The sequence below is a fragment of the Streptomyces ambofaciens ATCC 23877 genome, assembly GCF_001267885.1.
Lineage (GTDB): Bacteria > Actinomycetota > Actinomycetes > Streptomycetales > Streptomycetaceae > Streptomyces > Streptomyces ambofaciens.
This window is the reverse complement of the sequence record NZ_CP012382.1, coordinates 531,981-549,092: the sequence shown is the minus strand read 5'-3', so window position 1 is coordinate 549,092 and position 17,112 is coordinate 531,981. Positions and strand designations below refer to the sequence as shown.

The window sequence follows — 17,112 nt, the reverse complement described above, 5'->3', positions numbered from 1 at the left end:
CGGAGGTGGCGGACATGCTTCCGCCGGTTCGCCGGGCGGCGGTACGGCGCCCGGATCAACGGGTGTTGATGGTGCCCCGGCGCTGGTACTCCAGCACCTCCTCGGCGAAGAGGGCCGTGTCCGGCCCGAGGAACCGTTCGAGCAGCCAGATGCCGAGGTCGATGCCCGAGGTGACACCGCCGCAGGTGACGAGGTCGCCGTCGTCGACGACCCGGCCGCCGACCACGTGTCCGCCCTCGCGCCGCAGGTCCTCCTGGGCGATGTGGTGGGTGGTGCACCGGCGCCCCGTCGTCAGTCCGGCGGCGGACAGCAGCATGGTGCCCGTACACACCGCCCCCAGGACGAGGCCCTTCCTGGGGGCCGCCTTCAGGGCGCGGGGCAGAATGCCGCGCCGGATCTCCCGTTGCAGCCCGGAGCCGTCGCCGTACCCCGCTCCGGGCACAATGATCACGTCGGCCGAGCTGGGCGACCAGACGTCCCGGCACAGGATCTCCATGCCGGCTGCCGTCCGCACCCGCCGCACCCCCTCGGCGTGCACGAAGGACTGGGCGACCAGGTCCTCGCCGGCGATGCCGAGGACCTCGACGTGCCCGGCGAAGTCCTGCTCCTCGACGCCGTCGTAGAGCACGGTGTGGACGCGCAGCGGGCGCCGCGTCCGGTCGCCGGTGCGCGGGAGCGGGACGGGGTCAGGGGTGGGCATGGGCGTCTCCGGGTGGACGTGGCAGCGCGGTGTCCGGCGGCCGGCGGAAGCGGGAACGCGTTCAGTCTTCCGACGGCCGGTGACCGACGGCACCGGCGTGCGGGCCGATCATGCGCAACATGCGGCCAGCCCCCGAGGCTCGCCTCACGGCTCACATGCGGAAGGCGTCCCGGTACGCGGACGGGGTCGTGCCGACCTGCCGGGTGAAGTGGTGGCGCAGCGCCTCGACGGAGCCGAAGCCGGTCGCGTCGGCCACCCTCGTCAGCGGCAGCGCGGTCGTCTCCAGGAGTTCCCTGGCGTGCTGCACGCGCTGGGCGAGCAGCCAGCGCAGCGGGGTCGTGCCGGTCTGGGCGCGGAAGTGCCGGGACAGGCTGCGGCGGCTCATCATCGCGTGCGCGGCGATGTCGGCGAGGCTGAGCGGCTCGTTCAGCTTGCCGCGCATCCACTGCAAGGTGTCACCGAGGTCGGCCGAATCGTCCTCGGGCGCCCGGTACTCGATGAACTGGGCCTGGCCGCCGGTCCGTTGTGGCGGCATCACCAACAGGCGCGCGACCGCCGCGGCGGCCGCCGCGCCGTGGTCGCGGCGGACCATGTGCAGGCACAGGTCGAGGCCGGCGGCGATCCCGGCCGAGGTCAGCACCTGGCCCTCGTCGACGTAGAGCACGGACGGGTCGACGCGGGCGCCGGGGAAGCGTTCGGCCAGGCGGTCCGCGAATCGCCAGTGGGTGGTCGCGCGGCGGCCCTCCAGGAGTCCGGCGTGGCCGAGGGCGAAGGCACCGGTGCAGATGGAGGCGATGCGCGCCCCGCGGGCCGCCGCCTCCCTCAGCAACCGGACGGCCCGCGGATCGGGGACGCTGTCGTGGGGGATGCCGGGCACTACGACGGTGGCCGCGTCGAGGACGTCGTCCCAGCCGTACGGGGCGGAGATGCTGAACGGCTGTGCCGGGCCGGCCATCGCCGAAAGGGCCCGGTCGGCGCACACCCGCACCTCGTAGGCCGGTGTCCCGTTGTCCCGGGCGGCGAACGCGAACACCTGGCAGGGAATGGCCAAGTCGAAGGCCGACACCCCGTCGAGCGCGAGAACCGCAACCACCTGCATGCGACCGGAGCCTAGTACTGCAACGGTGCTTGCCGTGACTGCTGGCCGGCTCGGTCGTTGGTGCGGTCTCGGGTGGGGACGGGCCTTGACTCCGAATCTTGGACACGGGTTATGCGGCTTGGGCCGGCGTAGTTGGTGTGAGTTGGAGGGCGTTCTCGAAGGCGATCGGTGATCGTTGTCCGAGGCGGGAGTGTCGGCGGCGGGTGTTGTAGCGGTGGAGCCGTCCGAAGGCGTCGAGTCGGGCCTCGCGCTCGGTTGGCCAGCTCTTTCGTCCTTGCGGGGTCTCGCGTTTGAAGGTCGCGTCGAAGGACTCGGCGAGTGCGTTGTCCGCGCTGGACCCGACCGCGCTGATGCTTCGCTGAACCCGCGCTGACCTGTAGGCTTCGGCGAAGGCCCTGCTCGTGTACTGAGCTCCGTGGTCGGTGTGCATGATCGATCCGGCGAGGTCTGCCGCGGGGGCGGATCGCTGCGGCCAGGGCGTCGGTCACCAGGTCCGCGCGCATGTGGTCGGCGATCGCCCATCCGGCCAGACGGCGCGATGCGAGGTCGATGACGGTCGCCAGGTAGCAGAACTTCCCACCGGCGATGGGCAGGTATTTGTCCGTTTGCTCGTGGACGGTCGTTGTGCTGGTGTGACACCTGAGGAGTTGGCCGGAGTCCGGGAGGACTTGGAGGCGTTCGCTGCAGAGTTGTTCGACGGGTTCTTCCGTGCTGATCAGCGGCGGTTGGGGGGCAGGCGTATGTGCGCGGGCTGCTGCTGGACGGGCGGCGCAGGTCGGCGGAGCCGATGGCGGCCCGCCTCGGAGGGGACGGCAACCGGCAGGCGCTGGCCCACTTCATCACCTCCAGCCCATGGGATTCGGCGCATGTGCGGCCCGGCTGGCCTGGCGGATGCACGAGGCGATCGGCCCGGAAGCGCTGATCGCCGACGACACCGGGTTCCTGAAGGATGGAGACGCCTCGGCATGCGTGGCCCGGCAGTACACCGGCACCGCGGACAAGGTCACCAACTGTCAGGTCGGCGTCTCCGTGCACCTGGCCACCGATCACGCCTCGGCCGCGATCGACTGGCGACTGTTCCTGCCGGCCTCCTGGGATCCGGCCTCCCCGCAGGCGGCCTCCCCGCAGGCGGACCCGGCCAAGGTCACCCGCCGCATCCGCTGCGGCATCCCCGACCAGGTCGGGCACGTGGAGAAGTGGCAGCTCGCTTCAGACATGATCGACGAGACCCTCTCGTGGGGCATCGACATCCTGCTGGTAATCGCGGACGCCGGCTACGGCGATGCCGCCGCCTTCCGTCTCGGTCTGGAGGAACGGGACCTGCCTTATGCGGTCGGTGTCTCCGGCCGTCACACCGCGCATCCGGCCGATGCCCGGCCCGTCCAACCGGTCCATGCGGGCACCCGGCGCCCGCCGAAGACGCAGTACCCCGAGCCTGCGCGGACCGTGAAGGACCTGGTCATCGCGGCCGGCCGGACGGCAGCCCGGCCGGTGTCCTGGCGGGAAGGATCCCGGCCGGGCAAGGGGCGCAGTGGCTTCAAGCGCAGGTACTCGCGGTTCGTCGCCCTGCGCATCCGCCCGGCCGGACGCGGTGTCCGCAAGGCCGTCGACGATCCGGGACTACCCGAGCGGTGGCTGCTGGCCGAATGGCCGGCCACCGAGCCGGAACCGGTGCAGTTCTGGCTGTCGAAACCCGCCCTCCGGCATGCCGCTGGCCACCCTGGTGCGGCTGGCCAAGCTCCGCTGGCGCATCGAACACGACTACCGCGAGATGCAACAGGCCCTGGGCCTGGCCCACTTCGAGGGCCGCACCTGAGCCGGCTGGCACCATCACGCCACCCTCGTCTCCGTCGCCCACGCCTTGTGCACCCTGCAACGACTGGCCCGTCACCCAAAAGACACGGCGCAGGCCTGAGCCTCGACCAAGTTGTCGGCGAGCTCCAGACGTTCCTCGCCACCTGGGTCGGCGCCTGCCCCACCTGCCACCGCGACATACCCACACCCATACGAACCTGACCAAGCCCTACCAGGGCCTGTTGCCAAAGTGGATCAAGGTCGTGAATGATCAGGGAATCTGACGTCAAAGGGGGGCGACTTGCGATTTGCTGATGGTCCGAGCGTGCACTGCGATGTTCATGTCGAGGCAGTCGTGCCGCGGGTCTGGGAACTGGTGACCGACATTCGTCTGCCTGCCCGTCTCAGCCCGGAGTTGCAGCGTGTCGAATGGCTGGATGGTGCGAACGGGCCCTTGGTGGGGGCGTGCTTCGAGGGCTACAACCATCACCAGCAACTCGGCGAGTGGCGGACCGTCTCCCATGTAGTCGAGCTGGATGAGCATCAGGTTTTCGCCTGGGCCGTCACGGATGCGGATGGCCGGTATGGAGAACCGACGCTGGATCCGGCCAAATCCATGGCGTCCTGGCGCTACGAACTTCAGGCCGAGGGCGGTGGCACCCGGCTGCGGCAGTCAGCCCTCATCGGGCCGGGCCGCAGCGGCGTCACCCTGGCCCTCGAGCGCTGGCCGGACCGGGAGGAGGAGATCATTGCCTTCCGGCTGAGGGAACTGCGCGCCGGGATGGAAGCCACCCTTCGCGGCATCAAGTCGCTGGCCGAGGAAGGCTTTTAAGCTACTGTTTCGAGGGATGCCACAGCCACTCGTTGTGATGGCGGCGACGAGGACGGTCGACTCGTAACGGACCGCGAGCTTGTCATATCGCGTGGCTACGGCCCGGTGTCCTTTGAGGCGGTTATTCCCGCACTCGACCGCGTACCGCTCGCGGTAGTCAATCGGGTCGAACTTCGGCGGCCGGCCGCCGAGCGAGCCGCGTTTCCTCCGGTTGCGGGCCTGGTCCCGGCCTCAGCACATCCGAGTGAACTCACGTAGCACGCCTGAGTCCTTCGTCGATGCGGGTGCGCAGGGAGCGTAGTGCCTGCCTGAGCTCTGCCGGTTCGATGTCTGTGATGTCAGCGTCGAAAGTCAGGAGCAGTCCTGCCAGCCCTGCCCATGACCAGGCACCGAGCGTGAGTCGGCAGCTGGAGTCGGTGTCGTGCTCGACCGTCGACCCGCCGGGGGCGAACCGGGCGACAATGGGCGCAGGTAGTGCGACGAGCGCCGACCCGCAACATGGCCATTCCGTCAAGGTGTCGCCGCGGTCGTGCGTGCTCATGACGAATGCGACCGGATCGCCGTGCGGGACGTCGCGGCGGTCGAAGGTTCTCCCCGTGGGCATGCGTGGTTCGAGGCGGTCGACGCGCATCGCGCGCCATCGGTCCGTGTCCGGTTCGAACGCGACGAGGTACCACCGTGCCGCCCACACGACGAGGTCGTGCGGTTCCAGCGTGAGCGTCGCCGGTTCGTCCTCGCCGGTGTAGTCCACGCAAACGACGTGCTGTCGGTTGATCGCGCCGCCGACTACGCGGATGATCTCGGCATCGATCGGTGCTGCGGGGAATTCCCAGTAGTTGCGCGCTGCGGAGACGCTGAACGACTCGGTGTGGATGCGGCTGCGGGCTGGCATCGCTTGCTGCAACGTGGCGAGGGCGCGTGCCGAGTTCTCGCGGATGCCGGAGAGGATCGTGGGGACGGTCTGGAGCGCGACGGCCGCCGCGACTGCTTGGTCCTCGTCGAAGACGACCGGCGGCAAGCGGGTGGCGCGGCCGAGCCGGTAGCCTCCGCCCACCCCGCGCACGGCCTCGATCTCGTACCCGAGCTCTCTGAGCGTGTCGATGTCGCGTCGCACGGTCCGAAGGGAGACTCCGAGCCTTTCGGCGAGCTCCTCGGCGGTCAGGGTGGCGCCGATACCGAGGATCGACAGCAGCCTGAGCGTCCGTGCGGAGGTCACAGCCATGCTCCCGCCCTCCGGGAAAGCGGTCATTCAATGGCAACTATAACTGTGACCCTGGCCGGTATGACCGCTCCACAGACATCCCGAGAGGGCAAACGCGCCCCCGACGCTCACCCAGCACCTATCTCCGGCGCAGGCGCGAACGTGGCGCTCCTGGTCGTGTTGTTCGGCTCCTTCATGGACCTCGTCGACGCGACGATCGTCACTGTCGCGGCCCCTGCGATTGCCCGCGACATGGGAGCCGGGGACGCTCAGATCCAATGGACGATCGCTGCCTACACCCTCGCCCTGGGCGCGGGACTGATCACTGGCGGACGGTTCGGTGACCAGTTCGGCCGCAAGCGGCTGTTCATGATCGGCCTGGTCGGGTTCATGGTCACCTCCGCGCTCTGCGCGCTCGCCGTCACTCCGGGAATGCTCATCGGCATGCGCGCCGCGCAAGGACTGACTGCGGGGATCATGGTCCCGCAGGTGTTCGGCGTAATTCGAGCATCGTTCGCCCCGGCAGAGCGCGCCAAGGCATTCGGCGCCTACGGGGCCGTCCAGGGGCTCGCCTCGGTCGCAGGCCCACTGCTGGGCGGACTCCTTGTCGAGGCCGACCTGTTTGATCTTGGGTGGCGCACCATCTTCTGGATCAACGTCCCCATCTCGATCCTCGCCCTCGTCGTCGGGGCGAGGGTCTTGCCGGAGTCCCGTTCCGCCTCTGCCGCGCGACTGGACCTCGTGGGTGCCCTACTGGCGGCCTCGGGCATCCTGCTCCTCATGCTGCCGATCATCCAGACCGAGACATGGGGGTGGACCGCGGCCAGCTACGCTCTCCTGGCGGCCGGAATCATCCTGCTCACGATCTTCCTCGCATACGAGCGCAGCCTCGCCGGCCGTGGGGGCGAACCCGTCTTCGACCCGGCCCTGCTCAGAATCCGCGCTTTCGCCATCGGTCTGAGCGCATCCGTGCTCTTCTTTGGCGGTATCGGATCGTTCTTCCTCACCCTGTCGGTCTACCTTCAGCTTGGCACCGGCCGGACCGCGTGGGAGACCGGTTTGGTGATCCTGCCCTATGCCCTCGGCTCGATCATCACCTCAGGTCTCGGCGTCGCTCTCGCCGCCAAGGCGGGCAGAGCCCTGCTGGTCATCGGCTCGCTCACCATCGCGGCATCTCAGCTCGTGCTCTTGGCCGTCATCAGGGACGGCAGCGACCCCGGATTCTGGCTCCTCGCGCTCGGCCTGTTCATCGGCGGCCTCGGACTCGGCCTCGCCGCACCCGTTCTCGTCAACGTCGTGCTCGCCGGTATCCCCGGACGCAATGCGGGCGCGGCGGGCGGCGTCCTCTCCACCGTCAACCAGATCGGCGGCTCCATCGGCATCGCCGTGCTCGGAACGATCTTCTTCGCCGCGGTCACCGGATCGACGACTGGCGCACCAGGACTGGCCGACTACGGTCACGCGCTCACCATCGTCCTCGTCGTCACCGCGGTGCTCTACCTCGTGGCGGGACTCGTGATGCTCGCGCTCCCGAAGAACGCGGCCGAGCGCGTCGACCAGTGAACCCATGCGGGAGGAAAGCACACCGCTTGTCCGGTGAGCTCAGCCTGGAAACCGGTCAACTCCAGCTCGCGGGCCGACGGGTCCGCAGTCAGCCGACCATGCTGACGCAGCAGCGAGACCAGCCGATCGGCGCGCTACGAGAACCTCATCGCATACATGACCAAGGGTGTCGTGATTTGTTGGAAGGCTCGTGAGCACCGACGTCAACGATGGCGGCTACCGCGCCCATGGACGTACGTATTCCCCGTATTCGAATGGAGCTGAAGTGGCAGTGAAAAGAACGGCAGTCAACCCGGTGACGTGGTCGGTGGAGATGGGATTCAACCAGGGGGAGATCGTCTCTGGGCACACCCGGACTCTGTACTGCTCCGGGCAGACCGCGATGAGCGGCGAAGGGAAGCCACAGCATGACGGCGACATGGCCGCACAGTTGGCGCTGAGCCTCGACAACCTGGAGGCCGTGCTCGGCGAGGCAGGCATGTCCCTCGCGAACCTCGTCCGGCTCAACGTCTACACCACTGACGTCGATCTGCTCTTCCCGCACTACGGCGTGTTGGCGTCGCGATTGGGCGCCGCCGGGGTGGCACCGACTACCACGATGCTCGGGGTGACACGGCTGGCGATCCCCGGCCAGATGGTCGAGCTCGAGGGGACCGCCGTCGCGTGATGCGACCTTGCCGTCTCACCTGCTCGTGCCGGTTGAACCGGCACGAGCAGCAGGCAGGTGGGTGATGCCGGCGATCAGAATAGTGACAGTCGGCGTCTATGGCTTCAACGGCGAGTCCTTCCTGCAACGACTGGGGCACGCAGACGCCCCCCTGCTGCTCGAAGTACGTCAGCGCCGCAGCGTCCGTACCCCCGAGTGCGCCAGGAGCCGGAGGCCGTTCTCTCGCACGAGAAGCTGGCCTCCGCGGTCGGCGACGCCGACGTCCTCTTCCTGGACTCCAACCTGCGTAGCGAGGTGAACGCCTTTATGAAGGACCTCCGAGCCACCTCGCTCAACAAGCAGCTGCCCGCCCCACCGACGCCCACTACACCCTCGACCGGGTCGAGGACGCGCTGAAGGCCCTTCAGGCCGAGTAGCCGAGGAGGCGGCCCGGGCGGACGCCCCGGGCCGGGAGCACGTGCGGCCCGCGACGACAGCGGCGATCGGCCCCCAACTGCCCCCGGAGACCCGCCCGTCGCGCGACCCGAGCGGTGGATAGCATCACTTGTCCCATCCACCGCTCATGCCTCTGGAATCCCCCCATGGACCGCACTCCCGGCTCCCCCCTCTCCCTCTCCCGCCGCGGCCTCCTACGCACCGGCGCCGGCGCCGGCGCCTCGCTCGCCGCGCTCGGGCTCGGGCTCGGCGCGCAGACCGCCTCCGCCGCCGTGCCCGCCACCCAGCGGTTCGAGCTCACGGAGCCGTCGTACGACCTGTTCCGCTCGAAGAACACGCACGGTGCACGGGTCCAGCAGAGCTTCGCGTTCGACTGGGTGAACAAGTTCCTCTTCGTGGCGACCAAGCGGACCGGAAGCTCCGAGTCGGCCGGTGACCTGTGCATCAACAAGATGGACTTCGACGGGAACTACCTCTCGTACATGCACCTCGACGGCTTCGGTCACGGCGTCGCCTTCGCGGCGCTGCCGAGCGGTTCCGGCACCGAGCTGTGGATCGAGTGCGCCGCCAACACCGGCGGCTACGGCACCGCCCTCGCCCCCATCGACTACGTGGGCGGCACCACCCTGAGCTCGCCGGCCGGCTCGGCCGCCTACCGGCCGATCCCGGGCGCCACGGAGTACACCTGCTCAGTCGATCCGGTCCACCAGCGCATGATCGTGCGCTACCAGAGCAGCGGCGGCAAGCGCATCGCCGTGTACCCGCTCTCCGCCTTCACGACGCGCGACTTCGGTACGCCGCTGGTCGACTTCAAGCAGCCGGCGATCCCCGGCACGCCCCAGGGCTACACCCTCTACGGCTCGTACATGTACTACCTGACCGGCGACGCGTACCCGGGCAACGGCACACCCACCGGTGACGGCAACTCCTACATCACCAGCATCGACATCAACACGGGCACGGTGAAGCAGGATCCCGTCCTCACCAAGGCCGGCTCCACCCTCCACCACCGCGAGCCCGAGGGCCTGGCGGTCTACCGCACCGACGCCGGTGAGGCCCGGCTCTTCATCGGCTTCGCCACCGGTGTGGAGGGCGACCGGCGCTCCAGCATCTTCTACAAGAAGGCGCTGGTCTGAGGAGTGCGGGACCGGCGGCCGCACGTCGGCCGCCGGTCCCGCCGTCCCCCCGGCGGGGCGGCGTGGGACAGGCGCTAAGCTGCAAGGGCCTCGTGGGGGAAGTCCGGTCGAAGTCCGGCGCTGACCCGCAACGGTAGGCGGAATCCCGTACAGGTTTCCGTAAGCCCGATTACCCGCGGTGGTGAAGCTCCTGTCAATCGCCGTGGACTGCGAGAGGTGCTGCGCACGGCGCACGGCGCCCGGGCCCGCTCCTTCGAACACGCAGGCGCACGGCCCGAGGCGAAAGCGATCCGCCTGTGGCCACGCTCCGCGACCGCACATCCGCCGCCCCGCACCGCGGTACCGGCAGCGGTCGGCCCCCACCACCCCGACGCATCCCGTTGCCCCTGCTCGTGACCGGCCTGTGCGTCGCGCTCCCCGTCTCCCTGGCCTGCGGGGCGGGGTTCGGGTCGTCGGGGCTCGCGTGGAGCGAAGCACTCTCCTACCTCTGGGCGGGTCTGACCGGAGGGTCGATAGCCCCGGACGAGGTCTCCTCCTACACCATCGTGTGGGAACTCCGCTTCCCCCGCGCCCTGCTCGCCGCGGTCGTCGGCGCCGGTCTGGCATCCGTGGGCGTCGCCGTCCAGGCCATGGTCCGCAACGCGCTCGCCGACCCCTTCGTCCTCGGCATCAGCTCCGGTGCGGGCGTGGGAGCCAACGCCGTGCTCGTCTTCGGCGCCTTCGGAGCACTCGGTGTCTGGGCGCTGTCCACGGCCGCGTTCCTGTCCGCGCTGGCCGCCATGACCCTGGTGTACGCGATCGCCCGGACCCCGCGAGGGCTGACGCCGCTCCGGCTCGTGCTGACGGGTACCGCCCTGTACTACGGCTTCTCCGCCGTGACCACCTTCATGGTGTTCGCCGCCGAGCACGGTGAGGCCGCCCGGTCCGCGGTGATGTGGCTGCTCGGCAGTCTGGGCGGCGCGAGTTGGTCCTCCGTGCCGATCGCCGCGGGCGCGGTGCTCGGCGGCCTCGTCCACCTCGGCTGGTCGGCGCGGCGCCTGAACGCCCTCGCCATGGGCGACGAGACCGCTGCCGCACTGGGCGTCGACCCCGGCAGGCTGCGCAAGGAGCTCTTCCTCACCACCGCCGCCGTCACCGGCGCCGTGGTCGCGGTCAGCGGCGCGATCGGCTTCGTGGGCCTGATGGTGCCGCACGCCGCCCGGATGCTGGTCGGGGCGGACCACCGCCGGCTGCTGGCCGTGGCACCCCTGGCGGGCGCCGTACTGCTGATCTGGGTCGACATCCTGTCGCGCGTGGTGCTGGCCCCCGCCGAACTGCCGCTGGGCGTACTGACGGCGGCGATCGGTGTGCCGTGCTTCATCCTGCTCATGCGCCGCCGCAGCTACACCTTCGGAGGCGTGTGATGCAGGTCGACATCGACGCGGTCACCGTCGGGATCTCCGGCGCGCTCCTGGTACGGGACATCTCGCTGCGCGCGGGGAGCGGCCAGGTCGTGGGCCTCGTCGGGCCCAACGGCAGTGGCAAGTCGACCCTGTTGCGATGCGTGTACCGGGCCCTGCGTCCCACGGCCGGCGCGGTACGTATCGATGGCGAGGACCTGTCGGCCATGAACGCGCGGGAGAGCGCGCGCCGGCTGGCCGCCCTTCCGCAGGAAGCGGGCGCGGAGTTCGACTTCACGGTGGCCGAGGTCGTGGCCATGGGCAGGCTGCCGCACCAGGGGGCGATGGCCCGGGTCACCGACGAGGACCGGCGGACGTGCGCCGCCGCGCTGGAGGCAGTCGGCGCCGTCCATCTGACCGACCGCGGCTTCCTCACACTCTCCGGCGGCGAGAAGCAGCGGGTCCTGATCGCCCGCGCGCTCGCTCAGCAGCCGCAGGTCCTGGTCCTGGACGAGCCCACCAACCACCTGGACATCGCACAACAGCTGGAGGTCCTCTCCCTCGTACGCTCCAGCGGGCTGACCGTGCTCACGGCGCTGCACGACCTCAACCTCGCCGCGCTCCACTGCGACCTCCTGCACGTCGTCGACGGCGGACGGACCGTCGCCTCCGGCACCCCCCACGACGTCCTCACGCCCGCCCTGCTGGCCGATGTCTTCGGCGTCCGGGCGCACCGCGTCCCCCACCCGGAGACCGGCGCGGTCCAACTGCTCTTCGACCGTCTCCCCGCCCAGTAGTCCGCCTCCCAGGTCCGCCCTCCAAGGAGCCACCGTCACCATGCCCGACCTCGCACGCCCGCTAGCGCTCGCCCTGGCCCTCGCCCTCGCCCTCACCGGCTGCGGGGCGGACGTCTCCTCGGAGAAGGGCCAGGGGGACGAAGCCCGCCCCTCCGACGGCCACTATCCGGTCACGGTCGAGAACTGCGGGGAGAAGAAGACCTTCGACAGCGCTCCCCGACGCGTGGTCACCAACGACGTCGGCATCACCGAGATCATGTTCGCCCTCGGCCTCGAGGACCACATGGCCGGATACGTCATGCCCGACGACAAGGGAGACCTGGCGACGGTGCCGTGGAAGGACGGCTACCGGAAGACCGAGTGGCTCTCGAAGGACCGGATCAACAAGGAACTGGTCCTGGACGCCCGGGCCGACCTGGTCTTCGCGGGCTGGAACTACGGCTTCAACGAGGGCGAGGGCTTCACCCCCGACGCACTGCGGCGCGTCGGCATCGACTCGTACCTGCTCACCGAGTCGTGCCGCAACGGACAGGGCGAGGCCCGCGGCGTGATGGCGCCACTCGACGCGCTGTACACGGACCTCAGGAACCTGGGCCGGGTGTTCGACGTCGAGGACAGGGCCGAATCCCTGATCAGGAAGTTCCGCCGGCAGGTGGCCGACGCGCAGGCGGGAGCCTTGCGGGGCGCTGACCGGCCGCGCGTGTTCCTCTACGACGGCGGCGAGGACAAGCCGTTCACGTCCGGCGCCTACGCGGGGCCCCACGACATCATCACCAAGGCCGGCGGTGACCACGTCATGAAGGACCTTAAGGACAGCTGGACGACCGTGGGCTGGGAGACGGTCGTCGACCGCGACCCCGAGGTCATCGTGATCAACGACTACGGGGACGTCACCGCGGAACAGAAGCGGAAGTTCCTCATGACCTACAAGCCGCTCGCCGACGTCTCGGCGATCAGGAACGACCGGATCGTCGTCCTCGACTACGTCGACCTCGTCGAGAGCCCGCGCAACCCCGCGGCCATCAGCTCCCTCGCCGAGGAGTTGAGGAGCCTTGGGCGGCGAGAGGGCTGAGGAGGCACGTCTCGGGACGGGGAGGCACCCCTGCACCCATGCGTCGGTCCGAACCCGATCCGCGCTCCCGGTCTTTACTGTGACGTGAATCACCGGGACAGTGCTGAGTGTCGGCCGGGGGAGCGCTCCGTATCCCCGCGTGAGGGCGGAGCCAGGGATGCGAGGATGAGCCGCCATGACTGCTGGGTGGTGTTCCCGCACGACGAGGGCCGCGGTGTTCGCGGCCGTCTGCGTGCTGCTCGCCACCCTGGGACACGTCCTGATGTCGGGCACCTCGGTGCCCTGGTGGGCGTTGGCCCCGGCGACGGTGGTGACCGCGGGAGCGGCGTGGTGCCTGGCCGGCCGTGAGCGCGGACTGGTGCTCGTCCCCTCGGTCGCCGTGGTCGCCCAGACCGCCTTGCACGCCTGGTTCTCGTACGCGCAGGAGCGGTCGCTGCCGCCCGCCGCCCCGCGGCCGTCCGCCTCCGTGGGGGGCATGGCCGACGGCACCCCTTCCATGGACCACATGGCGTCCATGGCGCACATGGGGCATGCCGCGCACTCCATGACACACGGCGCGTCCACCACGGGCGCGACGGGTGTCACGGACTCCATGGCGGGCATGGGCCACGCCATGGGCGGAATGTCCTCCTCGGGCATGCTGGCCGCCCACCTGCTGGCCGCGCTGCTGAGCGGCCTGTGGCTCGCGCATGGTGAACGCGCCGCCTTCCGCGTCCTGCGGGCCGTCGCCGGACGGCTGGCCGCCCCACTGCGGCTGAGCCTCGCGCTTCCCGCGCTCCCGCACCGGCCCCGCCTCCTCACCCGGCGCGGCCGCTCGGCGCGGAGGCCGCGCCGGCTCTTCCTCGTGTACGCGATCACTTCTCGGGGCCCTCCCACGGGGACCGCTGTCGTCTGAGACAGCCGGCTCCCCGACACCGCCCCGGTGCAGCGCGCCCGGGCGGCTCGGGCGACGGACGTACACCGCCGTGCGCGGGTACGCCCGCCACTCCCCACCGTCACCGGATCCGCCCCGTGTCCCACGCGGCCGGATCCGGGTGCCGGGCGCCCGCATGCCGGGCCTCCGGCCTCCCGAGAAGGACACCAGGTGATCAGTCCTGCCCTGCCCGAGACATGTGACATGACGTCACGAGCCGCACGCGACCGCGACGCGAGGACGTCCGCGGACGTGTCGACGACGACCTGGGCGCTCGCCGCCCGCGACGGTGACACGGAGGCCGTCGACCACCTCGTACGCGCCCTCCACCGCGACGTACGCCATTTCGTCACCTATCTCGGTGCCGACCCCCAGACCGCCGACGACCTGGCCCAGGACACCTTCCTGCGGGCCCTCGGCAGCCTGCACCGCTTCGAGGGCCGCTCCTCCGCCCGGACCTGGCTGTTGTCCATCGCCCGGCGCGCGGTCGTCGACAGCTACCGGCACGCCTCGGCCCGGCCCCGCCTCGCCGACACCGACGACTGGCAGACCGTCGCCGAACGCGCGCAGGAGCGCGGCCTGCCGGGCTTCGACGACGGCATCGCGCTCGGGGAGCTGCTGGCGGCGCTGCCCGACGAACGCCGTGAGGCGTTCGTGCTCACCCAGCTCCTCGGCCTTCCCTACGCGGAGGCGGCCGCGCTCAGCGACTGCCCGGTCGGAACGGTCCGGTCCCGCGTCGCCAGGGCCCGTGCCTCCCTGATGCGGGCCCTGCACGACGCCGAGCGGGCCGAACCGTTGGGTGCCACCGCCTGACAGGCCCCGTGACACGCCCGGCGAAGGGCCGCTCACCGGGCTCCGGAGCGATGGGCGCTCCGGAGCCCGGTGCCGCGAGAAGCGCCGGCGGCTCGCGGGTGCGAAAGAGCCGCAAGCGCCAGAAAGGCCCGCCGCACACACCGACCACCCCGCAGCGCCGCGCGCCGGCGTGACCGAGCCTCCTATTCCGTGGCGGGGAAGGCCTGTTCGGTCCAGATGGTCTTGCCGGTGCCGGAGTAGCGGGTCCCCCACCGCTGGACGAGTTGCGCGACGATGAACAGGCCTCGTCCGCCCTCGTCGTCCTCGCTGCTGTGACGCAGGTGCGGTGACGTGTGGCCGGTGTCGGCGACCTCGCACAGAAGGGTGCGGTCCCGGATGAGGCGGACCCGCACCGGCCCCGCGGCGTACCTGACCGCGTTGGTCACCAGCTCACTGACGACCAGCTCGGTCGTGAACGCCAGCTCCTCCAGTCCCCACCGGTCCAGTTGCCCGGTGGCCAGGTCCCGGAAGCGGCCCGCGGTGAGCGGCTCGGCGGGAAGCTCCCATTCGGCGACCTGCGAGGTGTCCAGTTCGCGGGTGCGGACCAGCAGCAGTGCGGTGTCGTCCGCCGTCGAGCCGCCGGGGAGGAGCTCCGCCACGGCCCGGTCGCACAGTTCCTCCAAGGACGCGTGCCGGTCACTGAGCACCCGCCCCAGAGTGGCCAGTCCGTGATCGATGTCGTGGTCGCGCGCTTCGACCAGGCCGTCCGTGAAGAGGGCCAGCAGGCTGCCCACGGGCAGTTCGATCTCCGTGGACTCGAAGGGGAGGCCACCGAGACCGAGGGGCGGCCCGGCCGGGAGCTCCGGGAAGGAGAGCCGGCCGTCCGGGTCGACGACCGCCGGTGGCAGGTGGCCGGCCCGGGCCATGACACAGCGCCGCGACACCGGATCGTAGACCGAGTAGAGACAGGTCGCCCCCGTGGTCACATCGGCGTGCCCGCCGTCCGGCGCACCCGTCTCGCCCCACTGCTCCTCTCCCGACTGGGCGACGAGGTCGTCGAGCCGTGACAGGACCTCGACGGGGTCCATGTCCAGCTGGGCGAACGCGCGTACGGTCGTACGCAGCCGCCCCATGGTGGCGGCGGCCTGCAACCCGTGGCCGACCACGTCCCCGACCACGAGCCCGACCCGGGTCCCGGACAGGGGGATCACGTCGAACCAGTCCCCGCCGACGCCGGTCACGTCGTCCGTGGGCAGATAGCGGTAGGCCAGTTCCACCGCCGACCCCTCGCACAGCTGCCGCGGCAGCAGCTGGCGCTGGAGCGTCAGGGCGGCGTTGCGCTCACGGGTGAAGCGGCGGGCGTTGTCGATGGACACGGCGGTACGGGCGACCAACTCGTCGGCCAGCGCCACCTCGCCGCCGTCGAAGGTGGCCGACCCGGCGCCGCGGACGAAGGTGACGAGGCCCAGCATGCCGGCACCGGCCCGGAGCGGTACGACGAGGGTCGTGTCGTCGAGCACGAGGCCGCCCGAGGAGAGGCAGCGGTCCTGCGGCGAACCGGACGGGTACGCCACGCGTGAGGACGGGGACGCCACGTCGGGCTTCCGGGCGTGGTGGTCCGCGCTCGGGCAGCGGGCGGCCCGCACCAGAGGCATGGGCGCCGAGCCGTCGGTGGCCGGTACCTCCCCCTCCAGGACCTCGCTGGCCAGGTCGACCGTGACGACGGAGGCGAACTCCGGAACCGCCACCTCGGTGATCTTCCGTGCGGTGACCATCACGTCGAGCGTGGTGCCGATCCCGCGGCCGGCCTCGACGAGCAGGGCCAGCCGTTGCTGGGCCCTCTGGCGGTCGGAGATGTCGAACGCGTCCTCGCAGACCCCGAAGACATGGCCGTCGGCGTCCTGGAGCCGGTAGTAGGCGCAGGACCAGAGGTGGTCCGTTTCCGGATCGCTGGGCGGCCGGCCCTGGAAGTGCAGGTCCAGGAAGGGCTCCCCGGTGGCGAGCACGCGCCGCATGACCGCCTCCAGGGTGGGCGGGTGCCCCTTGGTCACGAACCGTCCCTCCGCGTACAGCTCATCGGCCCGAAGGCCGCGGAACTCGGCGAAGGGCCGGCCGATCTCCCGTTCGTAGGCCGCGTTGCACCAGGTGAGACGCAGTTCGGTGTCGTAGATGGCCAGCCCCACGGGTGACTGGGTGGCCAGACCGTGCAGCAGGGCCATCCGGGCGTCCCACATCCTGAGCTGTTTCAGCTCCGTGGCGACCAGGACGCGCACCGCCCTGCCGGCGCCGGGGAGGGGGCACACCGCGGTGGCGACGACCACCTCGCGCCCCTCCCGGCTCCGGGCGGCGCGGATCTCGTTCCCCTGCAGAGACAGGGGGAGCGGGGAAACCGAGGGCGTGGGGCCGCTCGACAGGAACGTGGACAGAGGCCGGCCGACGATCTCCTGAGACGGATAGCCGAGCAGCCGCTCCGCCGCGGGGCTCCACCCGATGACCGTGTCCTGGGCGTCGATGACCATCGTGGCCGCCCTGGTGATGTCGAGGGGGCCCCGGAAGTCGGCGCCTTCGTCCGCGGTCCATCCAGTCATAGGCCCGTACCAGCCCCCGTTCGTCCCCTACAGAATCCGCCGTACCACCGGTGGACACAACCGCAGGGCGGCACACCGGCCGGGGGAGGGGGTCGTCACCGCTGAGCGGTGGGCCGCACCACGATCTCGTCCACGGCGACTCGC

14 protein-coding genes and 2 pseudogenes are annotated in these 17,112 nt (G+C 70.6%); 11 read left to right on the top strand and 5 right to left on the bottom strand.

Features of this window, described 5'->3' with window-relative positions; translation table 11 throughout:
* Positions 1 to 55: 55 nt before the first annotated feature.
* From SAM23877_RS02440 to SAM23877_RS37060, 3 genes and pseudogenes are all read right to left on the bottom strand, one after another.
* Positions 56 to 700: a DJ-1/PfpI family protein gene (locus tag SAM23877_RS02440; protein WP_053126429.1), complete on the bottom strand. Its 645-nt coding sequence runs from the start codon at positions 698 to 700 to the stop codon at positions 56 to 58.
* A gap of 151 nt (positions 701 to 851) precedes the next feature.
* The gene (locus SAM23877_RS02435) at positions 852 to 1,799 is read right to left on the bottom strand and encodes a GlxA family transcriptional regulator (protein WP_053126427.1); all 948 of its coding nucleotides are present in this window, start codon (positions 1,797 to 1,799) and stop codon (positions 852 to 854) included.
* A 109-nt stretch (positions 1,800 to 1,908) separates the two neighbouring features.
* A pseudogene (locus tag SAM23877_RS37060) lies at positions 1,909 to 2,395 on the bottom strand (transposase); the annotation flags it as partial.
* A gap of 36 nt (positions 2,396 to 2,431) precedes the next feature.
* Between SAM23877_RS37060 and SAM23877_RS02430 the strand changes: the two are divergent.
* Together SAM23877_RS02430 and SAM23877_RS02425 are read left to right on the top strand one after the other, a co-directional pair.
* Positions 2,432 to 3,714 (top strand): annotated as a pseudogene (locus tag SAM23877_RS02430) (IS701 family transposase).
* Between the two features lie 204 nt (positions 3,715 to 3,918).
* The gene (locus tag SAM23877_RS02425) at positions 3,919 to 4,425 is read left to right on the top strand and encodes an SRPBCC family protein (protein WP_244902903.1); all 507 of its coding nucleotides are present in this window, start codon (positions 3,919 to 3,921) and stop codon (positions 4,423 to 4,425) included.
* 250 nt (positions 4,426 to 4,675) lie between these two features.
* Here SAM23877_RS02425 and SAM23877_RS02420 read toward each other — a convergent pair whose 3' ends face one another.
* Complete coding sequence (locus tag SAM23877_RS02420; RefSeq protein ID WP_218922750.1) at positions 4,676 to 5,674, bottom strand: helix-turn-helix transcriptional regulator; 999 nt, start codon at positions 5,672 to 5,674, stop codon at positions 4,676 to 4,678.
* A gap of 114 nt (positions 5,675 to 5,788) precedes the next feature.
* Between SAM23877_RS02420 and SAM23877_RS02415 the strand changes: the two genes are divergently transcribed.
* From SAM23877_RS02415 to SAM23877_RS02375, 9 genes are all read left to right on the top strand, one after another.
* Complete coding sequence (locus SAM23877_RS02415; RefSeq protein ID WP_244902902.1) at positions 5,789 to 7,189, top strand: MFS transporter; 1,401 nt, start codon at positions 5,789 to 5,791, stop codon at positions 7,187 to 7,189.
* A gap of 271 nt (positions 7,190 to 7,460) precedes the next feature.
* Positions 7,461 to 7,856: a RidA family protein gene (locus SAM23877_RS02410; RefSeq protein ID WP_053126420.1), complete on the top strand. Its 396-nt coding sequence runs from the start codon at positions 7,461 to 7,463 to the stop codon at positions 7,854 to 7,856.
* Between the two features lie 195 nt (positions 7,857 to 8,051).
* The gene (locus SAM23877_RS39590) at positions 8,052 to 8,252 is read left to right on the top strand and encodes a hypothetical protein (RefSeq protein WP_053126418.1); all 201 of its coding nucleotides are present in this window, start codon (positions 8,052 to 8,054) and stop codon (positions 8,250 to 8,252) included.
* 185 nt (positions 8,253 to 8,437) lie between these two features.
* Positions 8,438 to 9,427, top strand: a complete 990-nt coding sequence (locus SAM23877_RS02400; protein ID WP_053126416.1) for a phage baseplate protein — start codon at positions 8,438 to 8,440, stop codon at positions 9,425 to 9,427.
* 296 nt (positions 9,428 to 9,723) lie between these two features.
* Positions 9,724 to 10,830 (top strand): FecCD family ABC transporter permease, encoded by a 1,107-nt coding sequence (locus tag SAM23877_RS02395; RefSeq protein ID WP_053126414.1) that lies wholly within the window; start codon positions 9,724 to 9,726, stop codon positions 10,828 to 10,830.
* Positions 10,830 to 11,603 carry an ABC transporter ATP-binding protein gene (locus tag SAM23877_RS02390; RefSeq protein ID WP_053126412.1) on the top strand — a complete coding sequence of 258 codons (774 nt, stop codon included), beginning with the start codon at positions 10,830 to 10,832 and terminating at the stop codon, positions 11,601 to 11,603. Before SAM23877_RS02395 ends, SAM23877_RS02390 begins: the two co-directional genes overlap by 1 nt.
* Positions 11,604 to 11,643: 40 nt before the next feature.
* Positions 11,644 to 12,675, top strand: a complete 1,032-nt coding sequence (locus SAM23877_RS02385) for an ABC transporter substrate-binding protein (RefSeq protein WP_053126410.1) — start codon at positions 11,644 to 11,646, stop codon at positions 12,673 to 12,675.
* A 175-nt stretch (positions 12,676 to 12,850) separates the two neighbouring features.
* Complete coding sequence (locus SAM23877_RS02380) at positions 12,851 to 13,570, top strand: hypothetical protein (protein WP_053126408.1); 720 nt, start codon at positions 12,851 to 12,853, stop codon at positions 13,568 to 13,570.
* A gap of 189 nt (positions 13,571 to 13,759) precedes the next feature.
* Positions 13,760 to 14,401: a sigma-70 family RNA polymerase sigma factor gene (locus tag SAM23877_RS02375; protein ID WP_053126405.1), complete on the top strand. Its 642-nt coding sequence runs from the start codon at positions 13,760 to 13,762 to the stop codon at positions 14,399 to 14,401.
* Between the two features lie 182 nt (positions 14,402 to 14,583).
* On the opposite strand, the gene SAM23877_RS02370 is transcribed toward SAM23877_RS02375, so the two are convergent.
* On the bottom strand, positions 14,584 to 16,968 hold the full coding sequence (locus SAM23877_RS02370) for a SpoIIE family protein phosphatase (RefSeq protein ID WP_053126403.1): 2,385 nt from the start codon (positions 16,966 to 16,968) through the stop codon (positions 14,584 to 14,586).
* Between the last annotated feature and the right edge of the window lie 144 nt (positions 16,969 to 17,112).

Coding starts and splice junctions, on each gene's coding strand:
- SAM23877_RS02440 (WP_053126429.1), bottom strand. CDS start 700: ATGCCCACCCCTGACCCCGTCCCGCTCCCGCGCACCGGCGACCGGACG.
- SAM23877_RS02435 (WP_053126427.1), bottom strand. CDS start 1,799: ATGCAGGTGGTTGCGGTTCTCGCGCTCGACGGGGTGTCGGCCTTCGAC.
- SAM23877_RS02420 (WP_218922750.1), bottom strand. CDS start 5,674: ATGACCGCTTTCCCGGAGGGCGGGAGCATGGCTGTGACCTCCGCACGG.
- SAM23877_RS02400 (WP_053126416.1), top strand. CDS start 8,438: ATGGACCGCACTCCCGGCTCCCCCCTCTCCCTCTCCCGCCGCGGCCTC.
- SAM23877_RS02390 (WP_053126412.1), top strand. CDS start 10,830: ATGCAGGTCGACATCGACGCGGTCACCGTCGGGATCTCCGGCGCGCTC.
- SAM23877_RS02385 (WP_053126410.1), top strand. CDS start 11,644: ATGCCCGACCTCGCACGCCCGCTAGCGCTCGCCCTGGCCCTCGCCCTC.
- SAM23877_RS02380 (WP_053126408.1), top strand. CDS start 12,851: ATGACTGCTGGGTGGTGTTCCCGCACGACGAGGGCCGCGGTGTTCGCG.
- SAM23877_RS02370 (WP_053126403.1), bottom strand. CDS start 16,968: ATGACTGGATGGACCGCGGACGAAGGCGCCGACTTCCGGGGCCCCCTC.